14 protein-coding genes and 1 pseudogene are annotated in these 15,110 nt (G+C 71.7%); 9 read left to right on the top strand and 6 right to left on the bottom strand.

Translation table 11 applies throughout. From position 1 onward, the window contains the following. Positions 1-67 precede the first annotated feature (67 nt). From PUR56_RS25920 to PUR56_RS25895, 6 genes and pseudogenes are all read left to right on the top strand, one after another. On the top strand, positions 68-457 hold the full coding sequence (locus PUR56_RS25920) for a hypothetical protein (protein WP_329950676.1): 390 nt from the start codon (positions 68-70) through the stop codon (positions 455-457). Between the two features lie 449 nt (positions 458-906). Next, complete coding sequence (locus tag PUR56_RS25915; RefSeq protein ID WP_329950678.1) at positions 907-1,557, top strand: hypothetical protein; 651 nt, start codon at positions 907-909, stop codon at positions 1,555-1,557. 1 nt (position 1,558) lies between these two features. Beyond that, positions 1,559-2,223, top strand: a pseudogene (locus PUR56_RS25910) (IS256 family transposase); the annotation flags it as partial. A gap of 184 nt (positions 2,224-2,407) precedes the next feature. Further along, positions 2,408-2,887 carry a hypothetical protein gene (locus PUR56_RS25905; RefSeq protein WP_329950675.1) on the top strand — a complete coding sequence of 160 codons (480 nt, stop codon included), beginning with the start codon at positions 2,408-2,410 and terminating at the stop codon, positions 2,885-2,887. Positions 2,888-4,184: 1,297 nt separating this feature from the next. Next, positions 4,185-4,571, top strand: coding sequence for a type II toxin-antitoxin system RelE/ParE family toxin (locus PUR56_RS25900; protein ID WP_329950674.1), 387 nt, complete (start codon positions 4,185-4,187; stop codon positions 4,569-4,571). Continuing rightward, positions 4,571-5,131 carry a hypothetical protein gene (locus PUR56_RS25895; protein ID WP_329950673.1) on the top strand — a complete coding sequence of 187 codons (561 nt, stop codon included), beginning with the start codon at positions 4,571-4,573 and terminating at the stop codon, positions 5,129-5,131. Before PUR56_RS25900 ends, PUR56_RS25895 begins: the two co-directional genes overlap by 1 nt. Before the next feature lie 113 nt (positions 5,132-5,244). Here PUR56_RS25895 and PUR56_RS25890 read toward each other — a convergent pair whose 3' ends face one another. From PUR56_RS25890 to PUR56_RS25875, 4 genes are all read right to left on the bottom strand, one after another. Beyond that, positions 5,245-5,763 carry a dihydrofolate reductase gene (locus tag PUR56_RS25890; RefSeq protein ID WP_329950672.1) on the bottom strand — a complete coding sequence of 173 codons (519 nt, stop codon included), beginning with the start codon at positions 5,761-5,763 and terminating at the stop codon, positions 5,245-5,247. Beyond that, positions 5,760-6,557, bottom strand: a complete 798-nt coding sequence (locus PUR56_RS25885; RefSeq protein WP_329950671.1) for a thymidylate synthase — start codon at positions 6,555-6,557, stop codon at positions 5,760-5,762. The genes PUR56_RS25890 and PUR56_RS25885 overlap by 4 nt, the downstream gene beginning before the upstream one ends. Before the next feature lie 321 nt (positions 6,558-6,878). Then, positions 6,879-7,976: a hypothetical protein gene (locus PUR56_RS25880; RefSeq protein ID WP_329950670.1), complete on the bottom strand. Its 1,098-nt coding sequence runs from the start codon at positions 7,974-7,976 to the stop codon at positions 6,879-6,881. Positions 7,977-8,121: 145 nt separating this feature from the next. Beyond that, positions 8,122-9,081, bottom strand: a complete 960-nt coding sequence (locus PUR56_RS25875; RefSeq protein WP_329950669.1) for an AsnC family transcriptional regulator — start codon at positions 9,079-9,081, stop codon at positions 8,122-8,124. A gap of 229 nt (positions 9,082-9,310) precedes the next feature. Between PUR56_RS25875 and PUR56_RS25870 the strand changes: the two genes are divergently transcribed. Both PUR56_RS25870 and PUR56_RS25865 read left to right on the top strand, forming a co-directional pair. Further along, positions 9,311-10,258 carry an isopenicillin N synthase family dioxygenase gene (locus PUR56_RS25870; RefSeq protein ID WP_329950668.1) on the top strand — a complete coding sequence of 316 codons (948 nt, stop codon included), beginning with the start codon at positions 9,311-9,313 and terminating at the stop codon, positions 10,256-10,258. Positions 10,259-11,285: 1,027 nt separating this feature from the next. After that, entirely contained in the window at positions 11,286-11,633 is a 348-nt protein-coding gene (locus PUR56_RS25865) for a helix-turn-helix domain-containing protein (RefSeq protein ID WP_443034569.1), read from the top strand. Between the two features lie 235 nt (positions 11,634-11,868). Here PUR56_RS25865 and PUR56_RS25860 read toward each other — a convergent pair whose 3' ends face one another. Continuing rightward, entirely contained in the window at positions 11,869-12,747 is an 879-nt protein-coding gene (locus PUR56_RS25860) for an SDR family oxidoreductase (protein ID WP_329950667.1), read from the bottom strand. 63 nt (positions 12,748-12,810) lie between these two features. On the opposite strand from PUR56_RS25860, the gene PUR56_RS25855 reads away from it, so the two are divergent. Then, positions 12,811-13,407: a TetR/AcrR family transcriptional regulator gene (locus PUR56_RS25855; RefSeq protein WP_329950666.1), complete on the top strand. Its 597-nt coding sequence runs from the start codon at positions 12,811-12,813 to the stop codon at positions 13,405-13,407. Between the two features lie 411 nt (positions 13,408-13,818). On the opposite strand, the gene PUR56_RS25850 is transcribed toward PUR56_RS25855, so the two are convergent. Next, positions 13,819-15,099: a DUF6357 family protein gene (locus tag PUR56_RS25850; protein WP_329950665.1), complete on the bottom strand. Its 1,281-nt coding sequence runs from the start codon at positions 15,097-15,099 to the stop codon at positions 13,819-13,821. Positions 15,100-15,110 lie beyond the last annotated feature (11 nt).

Below are 15,110 nucleotides of genomic sequence, written 5' to 3'. Positions count from 1 at the left end.
GGATACCGTGTTCCTCTACGGGGTGCCATAACGGATGTGACGCCCCCCACCGGAGGTAAGTCAGCGTATGAGTTCAAAGCGCAGCAAGAATCCAGCCCTGCCCGTACTCGACGACGCATTCCGACTCGCGTCGGTCAAGGACGCCGAAGAGTCCACCCGTGACTTGGCCGCGCGGCTGGCCACCACAGAGCTGCGCCGCGTTTCCCACCCGGGCCGGGTCACCTGGGAGCCCATCGATCAGGCCGAGCCCGTACCGGTCCCGCCGACTGTGGTAGACGGTGACGGGGACCTGTGGCTGCGGGACCGGGGCACCGGCACCTGGACCATGCCCGAGTTCAACCCGAAGGATTTCCCGGCCCGCTGCGGCGAGGTTCTGACGTGGAACGAGCTTGCCTGCGAGTACGGCCCGCTGACCGCGTTGGCCGACGACCGCCGCATCGGCGGCGGCCGGCGCTGACCGCGCAGCCCTCCGGGACGACCGCACCCCTGAAGCGCCCGTTGCGGGTAGCCGGGAGCTCCAGCTCACCGCCGAGCCCGACGATGGCGGCCAGCAGGTGAGCGTGGTGGTTCGCGTGCGACGGCCTTGAGCAGCGCGGTGCGAGCCAGGAGCCACCCGACGTCCTCGAGCCACTGCGCGCCCGACCGCTGGCGCCCGCCCGCCGCTCTGGAGACTTCGACAAGCAGAGCCGCGCAGAACGATGGTTGGCACGCTCGCGGGTCTGAGACCCGCCGGAGCGTTCAGTAAGCAACAGGGAGGGGTGTCGGCGTACATCTGTACCTGCCCAGGGCGGTACAGCCGGAGGTGCTCAGTCCCATACCGGTTCAGGGTCGGCGGAGGCGAGGTGCCCTGCGTAATCGGAAGGCGCCGCAGGCGGGCGGTGCGGGACACTTCGCCGGGTGATCGTGATGCAGCCTGTCCTTGAGATCTATGCTCCTGGCGGTTTCGACCTCTGGCCCGTCGCCGAGATCGAGCCGTTTGGCTTCCTGCCCCTGAGCGGTGAGCTCTCGGCCGCCGAGATCGGGACGGCGGTGATGCGCATCGCCAGCTGCAATGACATCGATCCCGATGATGACCTCGGCGGCCCCCGCCGCCCGCCCCGGCCTGCCGACCCACTCGGTTCGTCCCTCCACGGACTGCTGACCTTCGAGACCCTCTTCGCGGCCGGCGGGCTGCGGGTCGCCGACGAGTCCGCCAGCATCACCTTCCTGCCGGGCTGCTGCGACGGGCTGGAGGACTGGCGCGACTGGCACCGGCTCGTCGATGGCGGCGACCTGCTCGGCTTTGGCCACGACCCGGTGTCACCGCTCGCAGAGCGCTTCGGCGACACCGTCCGGCTGACGGTCAACGCCGAGCAGAGCGACAGCCCGATGATCAAACTGTCCGTCACCGAACTCCGCCACCTGCTCGCCGGTGCCGAACGCGACATGGTCGACTTCCTCTCGCTGACCGCCGACTGGGCCCGCCGGAACCTGCCGCCCGGCTACCGCGATCCCGTCACCGCAGCCCTCGCCCGAGTTCTCGACCTTCCTGCTCCAGTTGTACCGCCGGAGCAGTAACGGCGTCCGCCCGGACGGCACGAAGAAGTTGATCGCCCTGGCCGAGGGCCTGCAGAGTTCACCGAGGCGTGGGCCGACCCGCTGCGCGACTGCCGCCGACGTGGCATGCGCGACCCCGAGCTGATGGTCGGCGACGGCGCCATGGGCCTTCGGCAGGCGCTCGCCGAGGCGTTCCCGGCCGCGCGGCCACAGGGGTGCTGGGTTCACAAGGCCCGGAATGTCTCGAACCGTCTGCCGAAAGTCGGCACAGCCCGGCGCGACGAAGGCCATGCAGGAGATCTACAACGCGGAGTCCCGCACCCATGCCGAAAAGGCGATCGAGGTGTTCGAGAGGACCTACGGAGCCAAGTTCCCGAAGGCCGTCGCGAAGATCACCGACGACCGGGACGGACTCCTCGCGTTCTACGACTTCCCCGCCGAGCACTGGATCCACCTGCGGACCACCAACCCCATCGAGTCGACGTTCTCCACCGTCAACCCCGAACCAAGGTCACCCGCGGTGTCGGCAGCCCCATGGCCGCGCTGCTCGCGATGGTGTTCAAGCTGGTCGAGTCGGCTCAGGCCAGATCGCGCGCGATCACCGGCGCCGACCTGGTGTCCCTGGTCCGCACCGGTGCGCGGTTCGAGAACGGGGTCCTGGTCGAGCGCGAGGAGCAGGCCGCGTGACCCTCCACGACATCCTGCAGAACTCAGACGAGCACGTCCGCTTCGCGCCTCCCCTAGGAGCTGCGACAGGTCGCTGAGGCGGACGAGGTCGACGAACGGTGGAAATGCCTGAGCGGCGCCACGAGTCGGCATGTCACCCTGAGGTCGCCCAAGGCGGTCCGCCGGACCATCGCAGGAGTGAGCAATGAAGTATGTCGATCTCGATGCCCGAGTCGGCGAACTGACCGGGGTCCTCGACCCCGGCCCCTACCTTGAGCTTCTGCCTGCGCCGAGCACCAACCTGCCCCCGGGCGCCAGGGCGTTCGCCACCGACCCGAGCCACTACGACTTCGCCGGGCGGCGCTGCGTCAAGGACATGACGCTCCACCAGGCGACCTTCTTCCAGAAGGGTCAAGCCCTCGACCTCCGCCTCCGTCACAACTGTTGGAGGCGCGAGGAGGACCTGGTCATTCGTCATGCGGGGGTGACAGCCGTCCAGATCAGCACTCCGAACGAGCCCTCGACCTGGGACAACCTCGGCACGCTGATCCTGGACGAGATCCTTCCGCACGACCAGGGCTGCACTCACGAGATGGCCTTCAGGCCCGGGTCGGTCATCGTCACCTGCAACGACATCACCGCTACCTGGGTCGCAGCGCACTGCCCCGCAGCCCATGGAGGCTGAACAGGCTCACTGCCTCACCCGTAGGTCTTGACTATTGCTCGTTCTCCTGTCGCCCGGGCACCCGGCCGAAAGTGCCCGGGCCGCCCCGCCCGGGGCCGAGACGGCACCCGCAGACCGGCCTGACGGGGGAGCCGGTTCGGGTGCCCCGTTGGTGGGCCGATCCGGAGGCGCCTGCCAGGCCGTTGGCGCGGAGGGGGTGGGAGGGTGCAGGGTGTCACCATGTCCGAACGCCGCGATCGCCGCCGTCTGCACGCCCGCGCCCGAGCTCTCGGGGTGCCCATCGGGCAGGCCGACCGCCGGGCTTCCCTTCGCCGGCCCGGGCCGCGGGTTGTGGAGCCCGCGTGGCCGCGCACCGCGCTGCCGGACCGGGACGAGACTCCTGCAGTCGTCCGGGCGATGCCTCCGGTACTGGTGGCGTGCTGCACGGTCACGCGCGATCGGCAGGTCACGGACGGCGGGACCGTGATGGTGCTGACACGCCACACGGCCGACTGTCCGGTCTGGTCCGCCCGCTGACCACGGGCCCGGGCGGACCCAACCGCGGGAGCGGTGTTCTGCCGGGTGCTCTGGTCAGGCTCCTGCGTCTGCCGACAGAAGCGGCGGTGCTCGCGGTCCTACTGGTCGCTACCCACCAACGCGCTCGCAGGGAGGACGGGGTGTTTCAGGCCTCCTGCGCCGCGGCCTCCGACCGACCCCCGCAGGCGCGGGGAGCAGCGGCCCGGCCTGGTGGGCGGGCCGTATCGGGTGGATGCCGTTGTACCGGATAGTCGTCTTTCCTGAGGTTCGGCCTGGGGGTCGGGCGGTTCCGGTCGTCTGACGATTCACGTCGCCTGCCCGGCGGGATTCGTCAGACGCGCCCATGGGACCGTCCGGACCCCTCCGCGGGTTGCGGTGGACGCGGGCAGGGTTGCGGGCGGTCGCTGGGGCACCCGGGTCTGACCGTGCGGCCGTTACCCACCGGTGGGCACTGACGCATGGTCAAGTCTCGGGCCAAGCTGAGCCGGTGGGCCCATATGGATATACGAAATTACGCCAGAGGTGTTGCCCCCTCCAGGGGGCGGGCGCCCGTCGAGGCGTCCCTCTCCGGCGGGTTCCTGGCGGGCTCCCGTGGTGCGTGGAGTGTTTCGGGGTGTCGGCGGGGGCGGCCCGCCCGGGAGTGCCGCGCGGGTCGCGCTCGCCCCGGACCGGATCTGTCTGATCGGGAGGGATTCTGACGTTCCGTCATGCGTGAGGTCCGCGCCCCGGTAGGCTGGCGCCAGGCAATGGGTCGTATGTCGGGAAGGCGAAAGAAGACTTGTTGCCGAATGAGCCGTATACATACCGTCTGGTCCTGGAGCCCGAGGTCAGGGAGTGGCTGCACGGGCTGCGGCGCACCGACCGGGTGTCGCTCGACCAGGTCGCCGCCGCGATCACCGCCCTGCGCCGCGTGGGCCCCGCTCTCGGCCGGCCCCTGGTGGACCGGATCCGGCACTCGGGGATTCCCAACCTCAAGGAGCTGCGGCCCGGGTCGTCGGGCGGCACCGAGGTCAGGCTCCTGTTCGTCCTGGACCCGGGGCGCCGTATCGTGGTCCTGGTCGCCGGTGACAAGCGGGGCCGCTGGCAGTCCTGGTACCGCACGGCGATCCCGCTGGCGGAGGAGCGCTACCGCCGGTACCTCCGGCGGACGGAGGAGCGGACGGACTGATGACGGAGCTCGGGAGCTACGGCGACGACGCCGAGTTCCTCGCGGAGTTCCACCCGCGACCGGGCGACGCGGAGCGGGTCGTCCGGGCGGCGGATCGCCTGGTCGCGGAGAACCGCGGTCGGATCCTCGCCGGACTGCGCCGCCTGACCGGCACCGGCGTCCCGGACCTCGCCCGCGCCATGGGCGTGGACGCGCAGGTGGTGGCGGCGTTGGAGGCGGGCCGGGAGACGTCCGCGGGTGCGGTGCTCACCTTCGTGAGGGCGCTGGGAGGGCACTTGGTTCTGGAGGTCGTACTCGCGGGCGGGCGCCGCGCGGGGTTCGACCTGCCCGCCACCGCCTCGCCGGCCACGGCGGAGGACTTCGGGGAGTGGACCGTCCGGCGTCGGGAAGCGGCCGCGGCGGCCGTTGCGCGGGTGGGCGCCGCGCTCCTCTTCCCGGAGGCGCCGGCCGCCGAGGTCCGCAGGTCGCTGGACCAGCCGGGCACGGCGGAGTGCGGGGGAGCGGTCGTCGACGTGCTGCTGGTCGCCGTCGTCGACGGCTGGCGGGCCGAGATCGGCTGACAGGCGCGGGCGGGCACGGGCAGACGCCGGCAGGCATGAGCAGGCATGAACGGGCACGAGCAGGCACGGACGGCGAACCGCCGGGGCGCGCCGCGCGGCCGGCCGCCGGGCGGTCAGCCCGCGGTGCCGCGGCGCGCGTAGGTGCGGATGCGGTAGCGCAGGCCGGACGTCGAGGTCCGCGGGCCGAGGTCCTCGCTGACGGCCCACGCGGGACCGACGGCCGGGGCGTGGGTGTCGCCCTCGACCGACAGGTCGATCTCGGTCACCGAAAGGGTGTCGGCCCGGTCGATGGCCGAGCGGTAGAGCTGCCCGCCGCCGATCACCCAGGCCTCGGCGGCCAGGGCCGCCCCGGCCGTCTCGGCGGCCAGTCGCAGGGCCTCGTCGAGGGAGCCGGCGCGGTCGGCGCCGTCCGAGGTCCACTGCGGGTCGCGGGTGACCACGATGTTGCGCCGGCCGGGGAGCGGGCGGAACCGCGGCGGGAGCGACTCCCAGGTGCGGCGGCCCATCACCACGGGGTGCCCCAGAGTGGTCGCCTTGAAGTGTTCGAGGTCCTCGGGCAGGTGCCAAGGCATCGTGTTGTCCGCGCCGATCACGCCGTCCGGGGTCTGGGCCCAGATCAGTCCGATCCTCATACCGCGACCGGTGCCTTGATGGCCGGGTGGTGCCGGTAGTCGACCACGTCCACGTCGGAGTAGGCGTAGTCGAAGAGCGACTCGGCCTGCCGAAGGCGCAGCGCGGGGAAGTCGAACGGCGTGCGGGTGAGCTGTTCGGTCACCTGCTCCACGTGGTTGTCGTAGATGTGGCAGTCACCGCCGGTCCAGATGAACTCCCCCGGCGCGAGGCCCGCCTGCTGGGCGACCATGTGGGTCAGCAGGGCGTAGCTCGCGATGTTGAACGGAACCCCGAGGAACAGGTCGGCACTGCGCTGGTAGAGCTGGCAGGAGAGCCTGCCGTCGGCCACGTAGAACTGGAACAGCGCGTGGCACGGGGCGAGCGCCATCGCGTCCAGCTCGCCGACGTTCCAGGCCGAGACGATCATCCGGCGGGAGTCCGGGTCGCTGCGCAGGGTGTCGAGGACCCGGCCGATCTGGTCGATGTGCCGACCGTCGGGGCTCGGCCAGCTGCGCCACTGCACGCCGTAGACGGGACCGAGATCACCGTCGCGGTCGGCCCACTCGTCCCAGATGGTCACGCCGTGCTCGCGCAGCCAGCCGACGTTGGAGTCGCCGCGCAGGAACCACAGGAGCTCGTACACCACGGACTTCAGGTGCACCTTCTTGGTGGTGACCAGCGGGAACCCCTGGGTGAGGTCGTAGCGCAGTTGGTGCCCGAAGACGCTCCGGGTACCGGTGCCCGTCCGGTCGGTCTTGGCCGTCCCGGCGGTGAGCACGTGCTTCAACAGGTCTTCGTACTGGGTATCCACCACGAGCGGCAAGTCTACGTGCCCGTCCGATGCCCCGATTGTCCCGGTCCGGTACCCCGCGCGCGGCCGCGCAGCGCCGGCGGGGTCGGGGTTCGTCGCTCCTGCGTCGGGCCCCCGCCGTCGCGTGTCCGGTCGGTGTCGGAGGCTCGCCGCGAACGGGCGCGGAAGGAAGGGGTTCCTCCGGGGACCGGTGCTGATCCTCTCCCCGGACGCGGAGCGGCTGTACGTCCGCTCCGCGAGTTGCTCACCGGCGTCGGGAACGGCAGCGGCCGGGTGGCGGCCGTTCCCGCCGACGTCGACAAGCCCTGACCGCCGGGCCGGGCCTCAGCCGGCCGTCCCCCGGGCGGAGGTGTCGGGGGTGAGGCCGTCCTGCGCCTGCCGGGCGCGTTCGGCGAACAGCTGGGTGAGGAGAGTGAGTCCGGGCGCGGTGAGGCCGGCGCCGGGCCCTTGGCCGCGCACGAGGAGCAGCGTGCTGCCGACCCGGACCAGCGCGACCGCCGTGCCGCTGCCCTGGATGCGGAGGGCGCTCTGGTCGCCGCTCCGGGGGACGGCCGCCGTCGGCTGCTCGCCGGGGGTGCTTTCGAGCATGGCGTCGAAGGCGCGGGCGGCGGTCTCGGGGGAGGTGAAGGCGGTCGCTGTGAACTCGACGGTCTGCGCCGAGACCGAGGCGAACGTTACTGTGGCGTAGGCGAGTTGGAGGTCGCAGGCGTCCGGAGGCAGGCAGGGGAGCGGGCCGGCGGTGCCCACACCCGTCCCGCTCCCGGCACCCGTCCCCGACTCCGGCGCTCGCTGCACCCGCCAGCCGATCGGCATCGCGCCCTCGCCGGGCAGCACCGCTCGGAGCAGCGACGGGTCCCGAAGCGGCTGCGCGGCGTGTGCCAGGCCGGGCCCACCGGGCTTCAGCAGCGGGCGCGAGCTCAGGTGGATGCCGAGCGCCACCAGAGACGTGATCAGGACCAGGGCGAGCGCCACCACGATGCCGGCGCTGCTCCGCCGCCCGGCGAGCAGTCGGGCACGGGCGGCGTCCGGGCCCATCCGCAGCTGAACGGTGGCGGGGCCCTCTGGCCGTGGGCCGGTCCGCAGTTGCACGGTGCGGGGGTTCTTCGCCGGTGGTGCGCCGGCCTTACCCGTCCGCAGCTGGACGGTCTGCGGGCCGGAGGGTGACTCGGAGGGTTTCCCGAGTTCCGTGGTGGCCAGGTACTGCGCGAACGCCACGTCGGAGGCCAGCAGTCGGGCGACGGCCGCGGTCAGCAGCCTTCGCGCCTTCGGGTCCTGCGGGTCCGACGCGGCGGCGGCGAGCGCCTGCGACCCCTCCGGCATCATCCGCAGCCGGGCCCGCACCACGTCCGCCACCGCCTGATGCGCTCCGTCGCCGAGCAGCGCCGCCACCACGGCCGCTTCCGGCCCCAGACCGTCTTCCATGGCAACTTCCCCCGTCGCGCGAGTAGTTGCCTCCACCATCCCGGACCACTGCTCAATTCGTACCCACGCCGAAACGGAACGGAGACGCAACTGCAACCCCACCCGGACGAACCGGGTGGCGGCGCGGACGGCGCGGACGGCGCGCTCAAGTCGGCACGGGAGCGAGGCGCTTGACTTCCCACAAGGTCACGGCGGTCTCGATGTGCCGGACCCCGGGGAGTGGGCTGATGCGCCGGTCGATGTAGTCGTACAGGTCGGCCGGGTCGCGGAAGATGCCGCTGGCAACCAGGTTGGACGTGCCGGTGGTGGCCGCGGCGAAAGCGATCTGCGCATGGGTGGCGAGGGTTTCCCCCACGATGCGTAGGTGCGCCGGCGCGACGTTCAGCCAGATCCGGGTGGCGGTCCGGTAGCCGAGGAGCCGCGGGTCGAAGTCGACCGAGAGGTTCAGGGCGCCCGCGCCGCGGAGGCGGTCGAGGTGGCGTTGGATGCTGGAGGGGGAGCGGCGGGCGGCCGCGGCGAGTTCGGGCAGCGACGCGCGGCCGTCGCGGGCCAGCTCCCTGAACAGGATGTGATCGGTTGTGTCCAGGTCGAGCGGGGTGGCGCAGGGCGCAGGGGAGGGCACCGCGGCCGCGGTGCCCTGTGACCCGAACCGCGTGGCGTGCCAGGTGCTCGTCGCCCCGAGGAAGACGCGCATCATGCAGTGCGCGCTGACGGAGAGCACCCGCGGGGTGCGGGGGAGCTTCTCCACGAGGAGTGCGTTGAGTTCGTCAGCCGAACGGGCGTCGAGCGCGCAGTAGAGCTCGGTGCCGTCCGAGGCGATGGTGACCCAGCTGGTGTCGGAACGGCGGGCGAGGGCTTCGGCGACGGTTCCGGCGGCGTCCGGGGCGCAGTGCAGGCGCAACAGCCAGCGGCTCAGCCCCAGACGGGAGGAGACGGGCCGGCCGATGATGCGCAGGCCGAGGCCGCGTAGTCGCCGGTAGCGGCGGGCAACGGTGCGTTCGGACACCTCGCGGTCTCGCGCGATGCGGCTGAAAGGCGCGCGGCCGTCGAGTTGGAGAGCCCGGAGCAGGTGCTGGTCGAGCTCGTCGACGGTGTCGCGATCCACCGGTACACCTCGGTTCCTCGCCGGATGGTCCCGTTTTCAAGCGTACGGCTTGAGCCGTAGCGGGAGGGACCTGGATGGTGACCGGGTCGCCGTCCGTCCGGTGGGTGGCGGCCTTGGTCGGCGCGTGCGCCGAGGCCCCGGGCCGCACCGGGAACGCCCGCTCCCACCGACCGCCCCCGGCCCCACTGACACCCCTGCCCCGTCCATCGACCTCACGGAGGATCCACCCGTGGCCACCACCCCGATTCCCCTCATCGACCTCAGCCGCTGGACGTCCGACCACAGTGCGGACCGGGAGCGACTCGCCGCCCTGGTCGACCGCTCCCTGCGGTCCAGCGGCTTCCTCCTGGTGACCGGGCACGGCATCGAACCGGAACTCCCGGGCCGCGTACGCGCCGCGGCGAACGACTTCTTCCACTTGCCCCAGCCCGTCAAGAGGCCCTACGACCAGAACCGGCGCGGCTGGATCGGCCGGGAACGGGTGACCACCGCCAGGTCCGAGGGCACCCTCACCCCGCCGGACCTGCTGGAGGTCTGGTCGTGCGCCGTCGACTCCTCCGCACGCCCCGGCGTCCCGCAGCAGACACCCGGCCACTGGCCCGACGAAGTCCCCACCCTGCACCCGCTCGTCACGGCATACACCGCCCGGATGCGTACCCTGGCCGACACGCTCCTCGCCGTCATGGCGACGGCGCTGCGCCGGCCGGCCGACTTCTTCACCCGTCACACCGCCCGCCCGCACTGGGACTTCACCATCAACTGGTACCCGGCGGCCCACGAAACCGGCACCGCCGCACCCGGCCAGTTCCGCGTCGGACCGCACACCGACTTCGGTCTCGTCACCCTTCTGAACCGGCAGCCCGGCAAGGGCGGCCTCCAGGTCCACGACGAGGAGGCGGGCTGGCAGGATGCCCCCTACGAGCCGGGCGCCTACACCGTCAACATCGGTGACCTCATGGCCCGCTGGAGCGGAGACCGCTGGCGCTCCGGCCGCCACCGCGTCCTGCCCCCGCCCCCCGAGGCGCCGCAGGAGGAACTCACCTCACTGGTGTACTTCCACGCCTGCGCGCCCGACACCGGGATCACCTCACTGCCGGCACCACTCGGCCGCAGGCCCCACAGCCGGGTACGCGCCGGAGACTACCTCCAGGACAAGATGCGCGCGATTCTCGACTGACGGCGTCCCTCCCTCCGCCTGATCCCCGAACCGCCGCTGCGATCCGCCTCCCCGCCGTACGGACGGGTCACCGCCTCGGGCGCCCGCCCGTCGGTGCACCGGTCCCACGCCGCCCACACGGCTTCGGCGAGGGCCGCCGGCAGGGACTCCCTCGTGCGCGGGGTGTGAGGGGCGGTCCCGGGGACGGGCACCGCCGGCGGTGTCCCTTCCGTCATCGGGCGTCTTCCCTCCCGCTTCCTGGATCCCCTGCGGCGCCGGGGCGGGGCGTCTGTCCGTCCCTGTTCGGGTCGGAGACTACCTTCCCCTCGGACACGGAAAAATCTGCTCTGGCGGGAGTAGACATTGATGTCGGCTGTGGTTAGTGTTTCTCTCGTAGCAAGCAGTCGAGAGGTACCCGCCAGACACGAACTGGCGGGAAGTGTGACGGAAGTTCGCAGGTCGGCACGGTTGCGGGGCCCTGAAGCCAAGGAAGTGCAGTGCGGCGACAGGACCGGTGGCCGGGCCCGGTGGCCCGCAGTGATCAGGGGCCACCACCGGGCGGTACCGCCGCCGACAGACGCAGTACCCCAGCAAAGGCGCCGGACTGCGGGCGCGCGTGCCGGGGAGGTCCGGACAGCGGGGTTCCACGCCGAGCTCGTGAGCAGGACGGGCGATGGAGCCGGCAGCCGGACCGGGTGGCAGTCCAGGGCTGCCGAAGCAGTGCGCCGTACCAGCAGTACCCGTGTGAAACCGCAGTTCGCAGGAATGTCAGTGACGCAGAGGAAGAACGGAGGGCGCAAGCGCCATCAGGATCGCCCGGCCCGTGAGGCAGCAGTTCAGTCCGGGCGGACACCGCAGACCCCTCAGCTACGAAGGACGGTGGTTTCCGGTCACGCATTCGCGATCCCCGCACGCCCCATCCCCCGGGGCAGTGCGGAAACAGAGGGCCGGCCCAGGCCGGTAGATGGTGTTGTTCCCCTTCGGGGCCCCGGAGCCGCAATGGCGCCGGGGCCCCTCGACGCGTTCCCCAGGAACCAAGAGAGGTGTAGTGACGACGACGACCGACACGCCCCCCACCCCCAGCAGCTTCGACGACGACGACTACCCCGCCTACACCATGGGCCGCGCCGCCGCCATGACCGGAACCACGGCCGGCTTCCTGCGCACGCTCGGCGACCAGGGCCTCATCACCCCGCTACGCTCCGACGGCGGCCACCGCCGCTACTCCCGCTACCAGCTACGCATCGCCATGCGTGCCCGCGACCTCGTCGACCAGGGCACCGCCATCGAGGCCGCCTGCCGCATCATCGTCCTCGAAGACCAACTCGAAGAAGCCCTGCGCATCAACGAACAGCTTCGCCACGACGCCGGACAGCCGCCCACCGCCGACACCTGACCCCGGCGTCACCGCCTGGCCCGGACGGGCCGCCTGCGGCCCGGTGACTTCCACCCCGGTCCGACAGTGCGACAGAACGCGGGAAAGCCGTCACCCACGGGGTGACGGCTTCCGGTGCGTTCAGGCCTTCGCTTTTCCCCAGGTACGGCCAGGTATCGGTTCCCACCTGGCGGCCCCGGAGGCGAGGCCGGTGCGAGGCCGGTCCGAGAACCGCGGTCGGGCGCGGTCGACGAGGCTACGAACCCTGTGTGAAAGCGGTGGCGTGGTCGGCGGCCCACTGGCGAAACGTTCGCGGTGGCGTCCCCAGGATGTCGGCCACCGCGGTGGTGACGTACGCGGGCTGTCCGACTGCCGCGCTCCACGCGGCGAGCAGCATGTCGACGACCGGGCCGGGCGCCGTACCCTTCCACAGGCTTCGGAACTCGTCCGGCGTGATCTCCTCGAAGTCGATCTTTCGCCCGAGGGCGTCGCCGATGAGGCCCACCTGTGCGGCCTGGGTCAGCGATTCGGGGCCCGTCAGGACGTAGTCGCCTCCGACGTGTCCGTCCCGGTGGAGCGTGCGCGCCGCGACGGCTGCGACGTCGCGGTCGTCGACCGGTGCCGACTCGGCGGCGCCGTAAGGCCACCGGACGACGCCGCCGGCCCGGATCGCGGGCGCCCACCAGGCCGGTGCGTTCGATGCGAGCATGCCCGGCCGGATGACCGTCGATTCGAGTCCGGTGGCCGCGATGAGCCGCTCGATGTCGGCGTGCATCGCTGCGATGGGATTGGGCTGCTGGAAGAAGGGGTGCGGTGTCCGGTGCGGGGAGGAGAGGAAGACGACCCGCCGCACGTGGGCCGCCAGCCGCTCGACGACGGCCTCGGTGGTCCGGGGCGGGGCGGTCCAGACGAGGAAGACCGCGCCGGCACCGTTCAACGCCGGGTCGAGTGTCTCGGGCACGGTGAGGTCGCCGGTGAAGACCTCGACCTTCGCCGGTAGCGTCGCCGCGGCCTCGGGGCGGCGGGTGAGGGCGCGGACCGGTACGCCCGCGTCGAGGAGTTGGTCGATGACGACGCGGCCGATCCGGCCCGTCGCCCCGGTGACGAGCACGGGAGGAGTGTCTGTCTGACTCATGCCGCCCATAAAAACGTTACTCGGTTAAAAAAGCAACTTGGTTATGAATGTTACGGTGGTCGGATGAACGAGCCGACGGGACTGCGGGCCCGCAAGAAGGCGCGGACGCGCGATGCCATCGCCGACGCGTCCATCTCGCTGTTCCTGGAGCGCGGCTTCGACCGCGTCTCGGTCAGCGACATCGCCGCGGCAGTCGAGATCTCCAAGCCGACCCTCTTCCGGTACTTCCCCACCAAGGAGGACCTGGTGCTGCACCGGTTCGCGGACCACCAGGGCGAGGCGGCGCGCGTCGTCCGTGACCGCGGGTCCGGCATCGAGCCGGTGCCTGCGCTGCACCGCCACTTCCGGGCCGGCCTCGATCGGTTCGACCCCGTCACCGGCCTCAACGACCACCCCGAGGTGGTGGCGTTCCATCGGCTGGTGTTCACCACACCGAGCCTGGCGGCACGGCTCACGCGCTACCAGCTAGAAGACGAGGAAGCGCTGGCGGACGCACTCGGCGAAGGCATCCGGGCACGCCTGTGCGCTGCCCAGGTACTCGCAGTCCAACGGGTGCTCGCCCGGACCAACTGGCAGAAGATCGCCGACGGTCGAACCGCGCGCGACGTCCACACCGAGGCCCTGGCCGACGCCGACCAGGCATTCGAACACCTGCGGTGACGGGCGGCACGCCCGCCCGACGAAGAGTCCACAGCCCAGTGCACGCATGACCGCGGGCCCGGCCGAGACGCCGACCGCCGCCGCATCGCCGGGCGCGATCCCCGGCATCGTTGACACGTCCTTCGGTCGGGCCGCTATTCGCAGCTACTCCGGCGTCAACCCCCGAAGGACCTCCGGAGCCGACCGTCGTGTCTGCGCCTGCGCCGCCGGGAACGTCCCACTCCCACGCTGCTCGCCGTCCGGGCCGGCCGCCGCACTGCCGCGCCGCAGCCGCGGTCGCCGGGTTCCGGCCACCCCGCGCCTGCCTCCTGCCGCAGACCGGCCCTGCGGCTCCGACCGCCCGGTCGCGGCGCGGTCATCCTCTGCTCCTGAAGGTACTTCCGGCGGCGCGTTCGCGGGCTGCGGCCGGGACTACCGGGCGTCGCGTCGCCGACGCGCGCGCTCGAACTCGGCGACGTCCGACATCCAGGGACCGTGCTGTTCGAGTGCGGCGCAGCCGCCGCGGACGAAGGTGCTCACCAGCTTTCGGTACCCGCCGATCCCGTCGACCAGGCCGTACTCGACCCGGTACTCCGGATCCGACCCGCCTTCCCCCTCGCGCAGCGTCGTGACCCGGGCGACGGAGTCCGCGTAGAAGTGGAGCTGGATCCCTTCGCCCATCTCCTCGTCCTCGATGGTGAACACCTCGTTGTCCGTGGCCGAGCGGTCGCCGACGAACTCCCAGAACTCCGCGGTGGCAGTGCGGGGGCTGTCCTGCCGCCACTTCTTCTCGGCGCCCTTGTCGTCGGTGAACGACAGGACCGTCTTCCTCGCACCCCCGTCCGTCCTCGCACCCCCGTCGAGGTCGGTGCGGTGGTCGGCGCCCTCGTCGTCATCCTCCATGGGGGTGTTCCTGGAGCGGTTCGCGGCCTCCGAGCACATCAGGAAGCTCACGGTGCGCACCGCGTCATCGACCAGTTCAGGATGTGCACGGCGTACGGCCGCTTCGACCGCGGTCTCCATCCGATGCCAGTCGTGCCTGTCCGTGGCGCGGTTTCCCCGTCGCGGATCGCGGCCGATCCGCAGCGCGGCGCACGCCTGCTCCGCGGTGGCGATCACCCGCAGGACCTCGGGCAGCAGCGCGGGTTCGACGGCATCGGGCATCCGTCGGGGAACGGTTCCGCCGTGCAGGTACTGGCCCGTGAACCTCAGGATCGCGGCGTCGAGTGGACCGAGTACCGCTCCGCGCTCGGCGCGACGGCGGTCCGCGTGGTACTCCTGGGCCCGCTTGCCGTTCGACGTCTCTGTCGCCGCGCGCATCGCCGCGCATACCTGACCGCGCTCGAGCAGACCGATGTCGGCCCCGTGGGCGATGAGCCGGCTCCTGTCCCACCGGATGCGCCGGAAGAGTGCGTCGACGTCCGCGGGTGCGCCGAGGAGGATCGGGTCCAGGAGCGCGACGGCGGCGTTCTCGTCGAGCCGGCCCCGGGTTCCGGCGTCGTCGCACAGCGGGAGGATCGCACTCCACAGCAGCAGGTGTCTGGCCAGGTCCTCCCGGATCACGGCAAGATGGGCTTCGCCGATCGAGAACGTGAACGTGCGAGGTTCGTGGTTGGCGTCGGCCCCGGCGCCGAGCGTCAGCTTCAGCTCGCCGTCCTCGCGGACGACGTTCGGGATCCAGCCGCTCCTGCGAGTGAAAACGATGTCTCTCATGGACTCAGTCT

It is taken from the genome of Streptomyces sp. BE303 (genome assembly GCF_036290945.1).
In the GTDB taxonomy this organism is placed as follows: Bacteria; Actinomycetota; Actinomycetes; order Streptomycetales; family Streptomycetaceae; genus Kitasatospora.
This window is presented reverse-complemented; position numbering and strand designations above follow the sequence as displayed.

What these genes read in the sequence shown, in the direction of transcription:
- PUR56_RS25920 (WP_329950676.1), top strand. Translation starts at nt 68, where the DNA reads ATGAGTTCAAAGCGCAGCAAGAATCCAGCCCTGCCCGTACTCGACGAC.
- PUR56_RS25915 (WP_329950678.1), top strand. Translation starts at nt 907, where the DNA reads ATGCAGCCTGTCCTTGAGATCTATGCTCCTGGCGGTTTCGACCTCTGG.
- PUR56_RS25905 (WP_329950675.1), top strand. Translation starts at nt 2,408, where the DNA reads ATGAAGTATGTCGATCTCGATGCCCGAGTCGGCGAACTGACCGGGGTC.
- PUR56_RS25895 (WP_329950673.1), top strand. Translation starts at nt 4,571, where the DNA reads ATGACGGAGCTCGGGAGCTACGGCGACGACGCCGAGTTCCTCGCGGAG.
- PUR56_RS25890 (WP_329950672.1), bottom strand. Translation starts at nt 5,763, where the DNA reads ATGAGGATCGGACTGATCTGGGCCCAGACCCCGGACGGCGTGATCGGC.
- PUR56_RS25880 (WP_329950670.1), bottom strand. Translation starts at nt 7,976, where the DNA reads ATGGAAGACGGTCTGGGGCCGGAAGCGGCCGTGGTGGCGGCGCTGCTC.
- PUR56_RS25860 (WP_329950667.1), bottom strand. Translation starts at nt 12,747, where the DNA reads ATGAGTCAGACAGACACTCCTCCCGTGCTCGTCACCGGGGCGACGGGC.
- PUR56_RS25855 (WP_329950666.1), top strand. Translation starts at nt 12,811, where the DNA reads ATGAACGAGCCGACGGGACTGCGGGCCCGCAAGAAGGCGCGGACGCGC.
- PUR56_RS25850 (WP_329950665.1), bottom strand. Translation starts at nt 15,099, where the DNA reads ATGAGAGACATCGTTTTCACTCGCAGGAGCGGCTGGATCCCGAACGTC.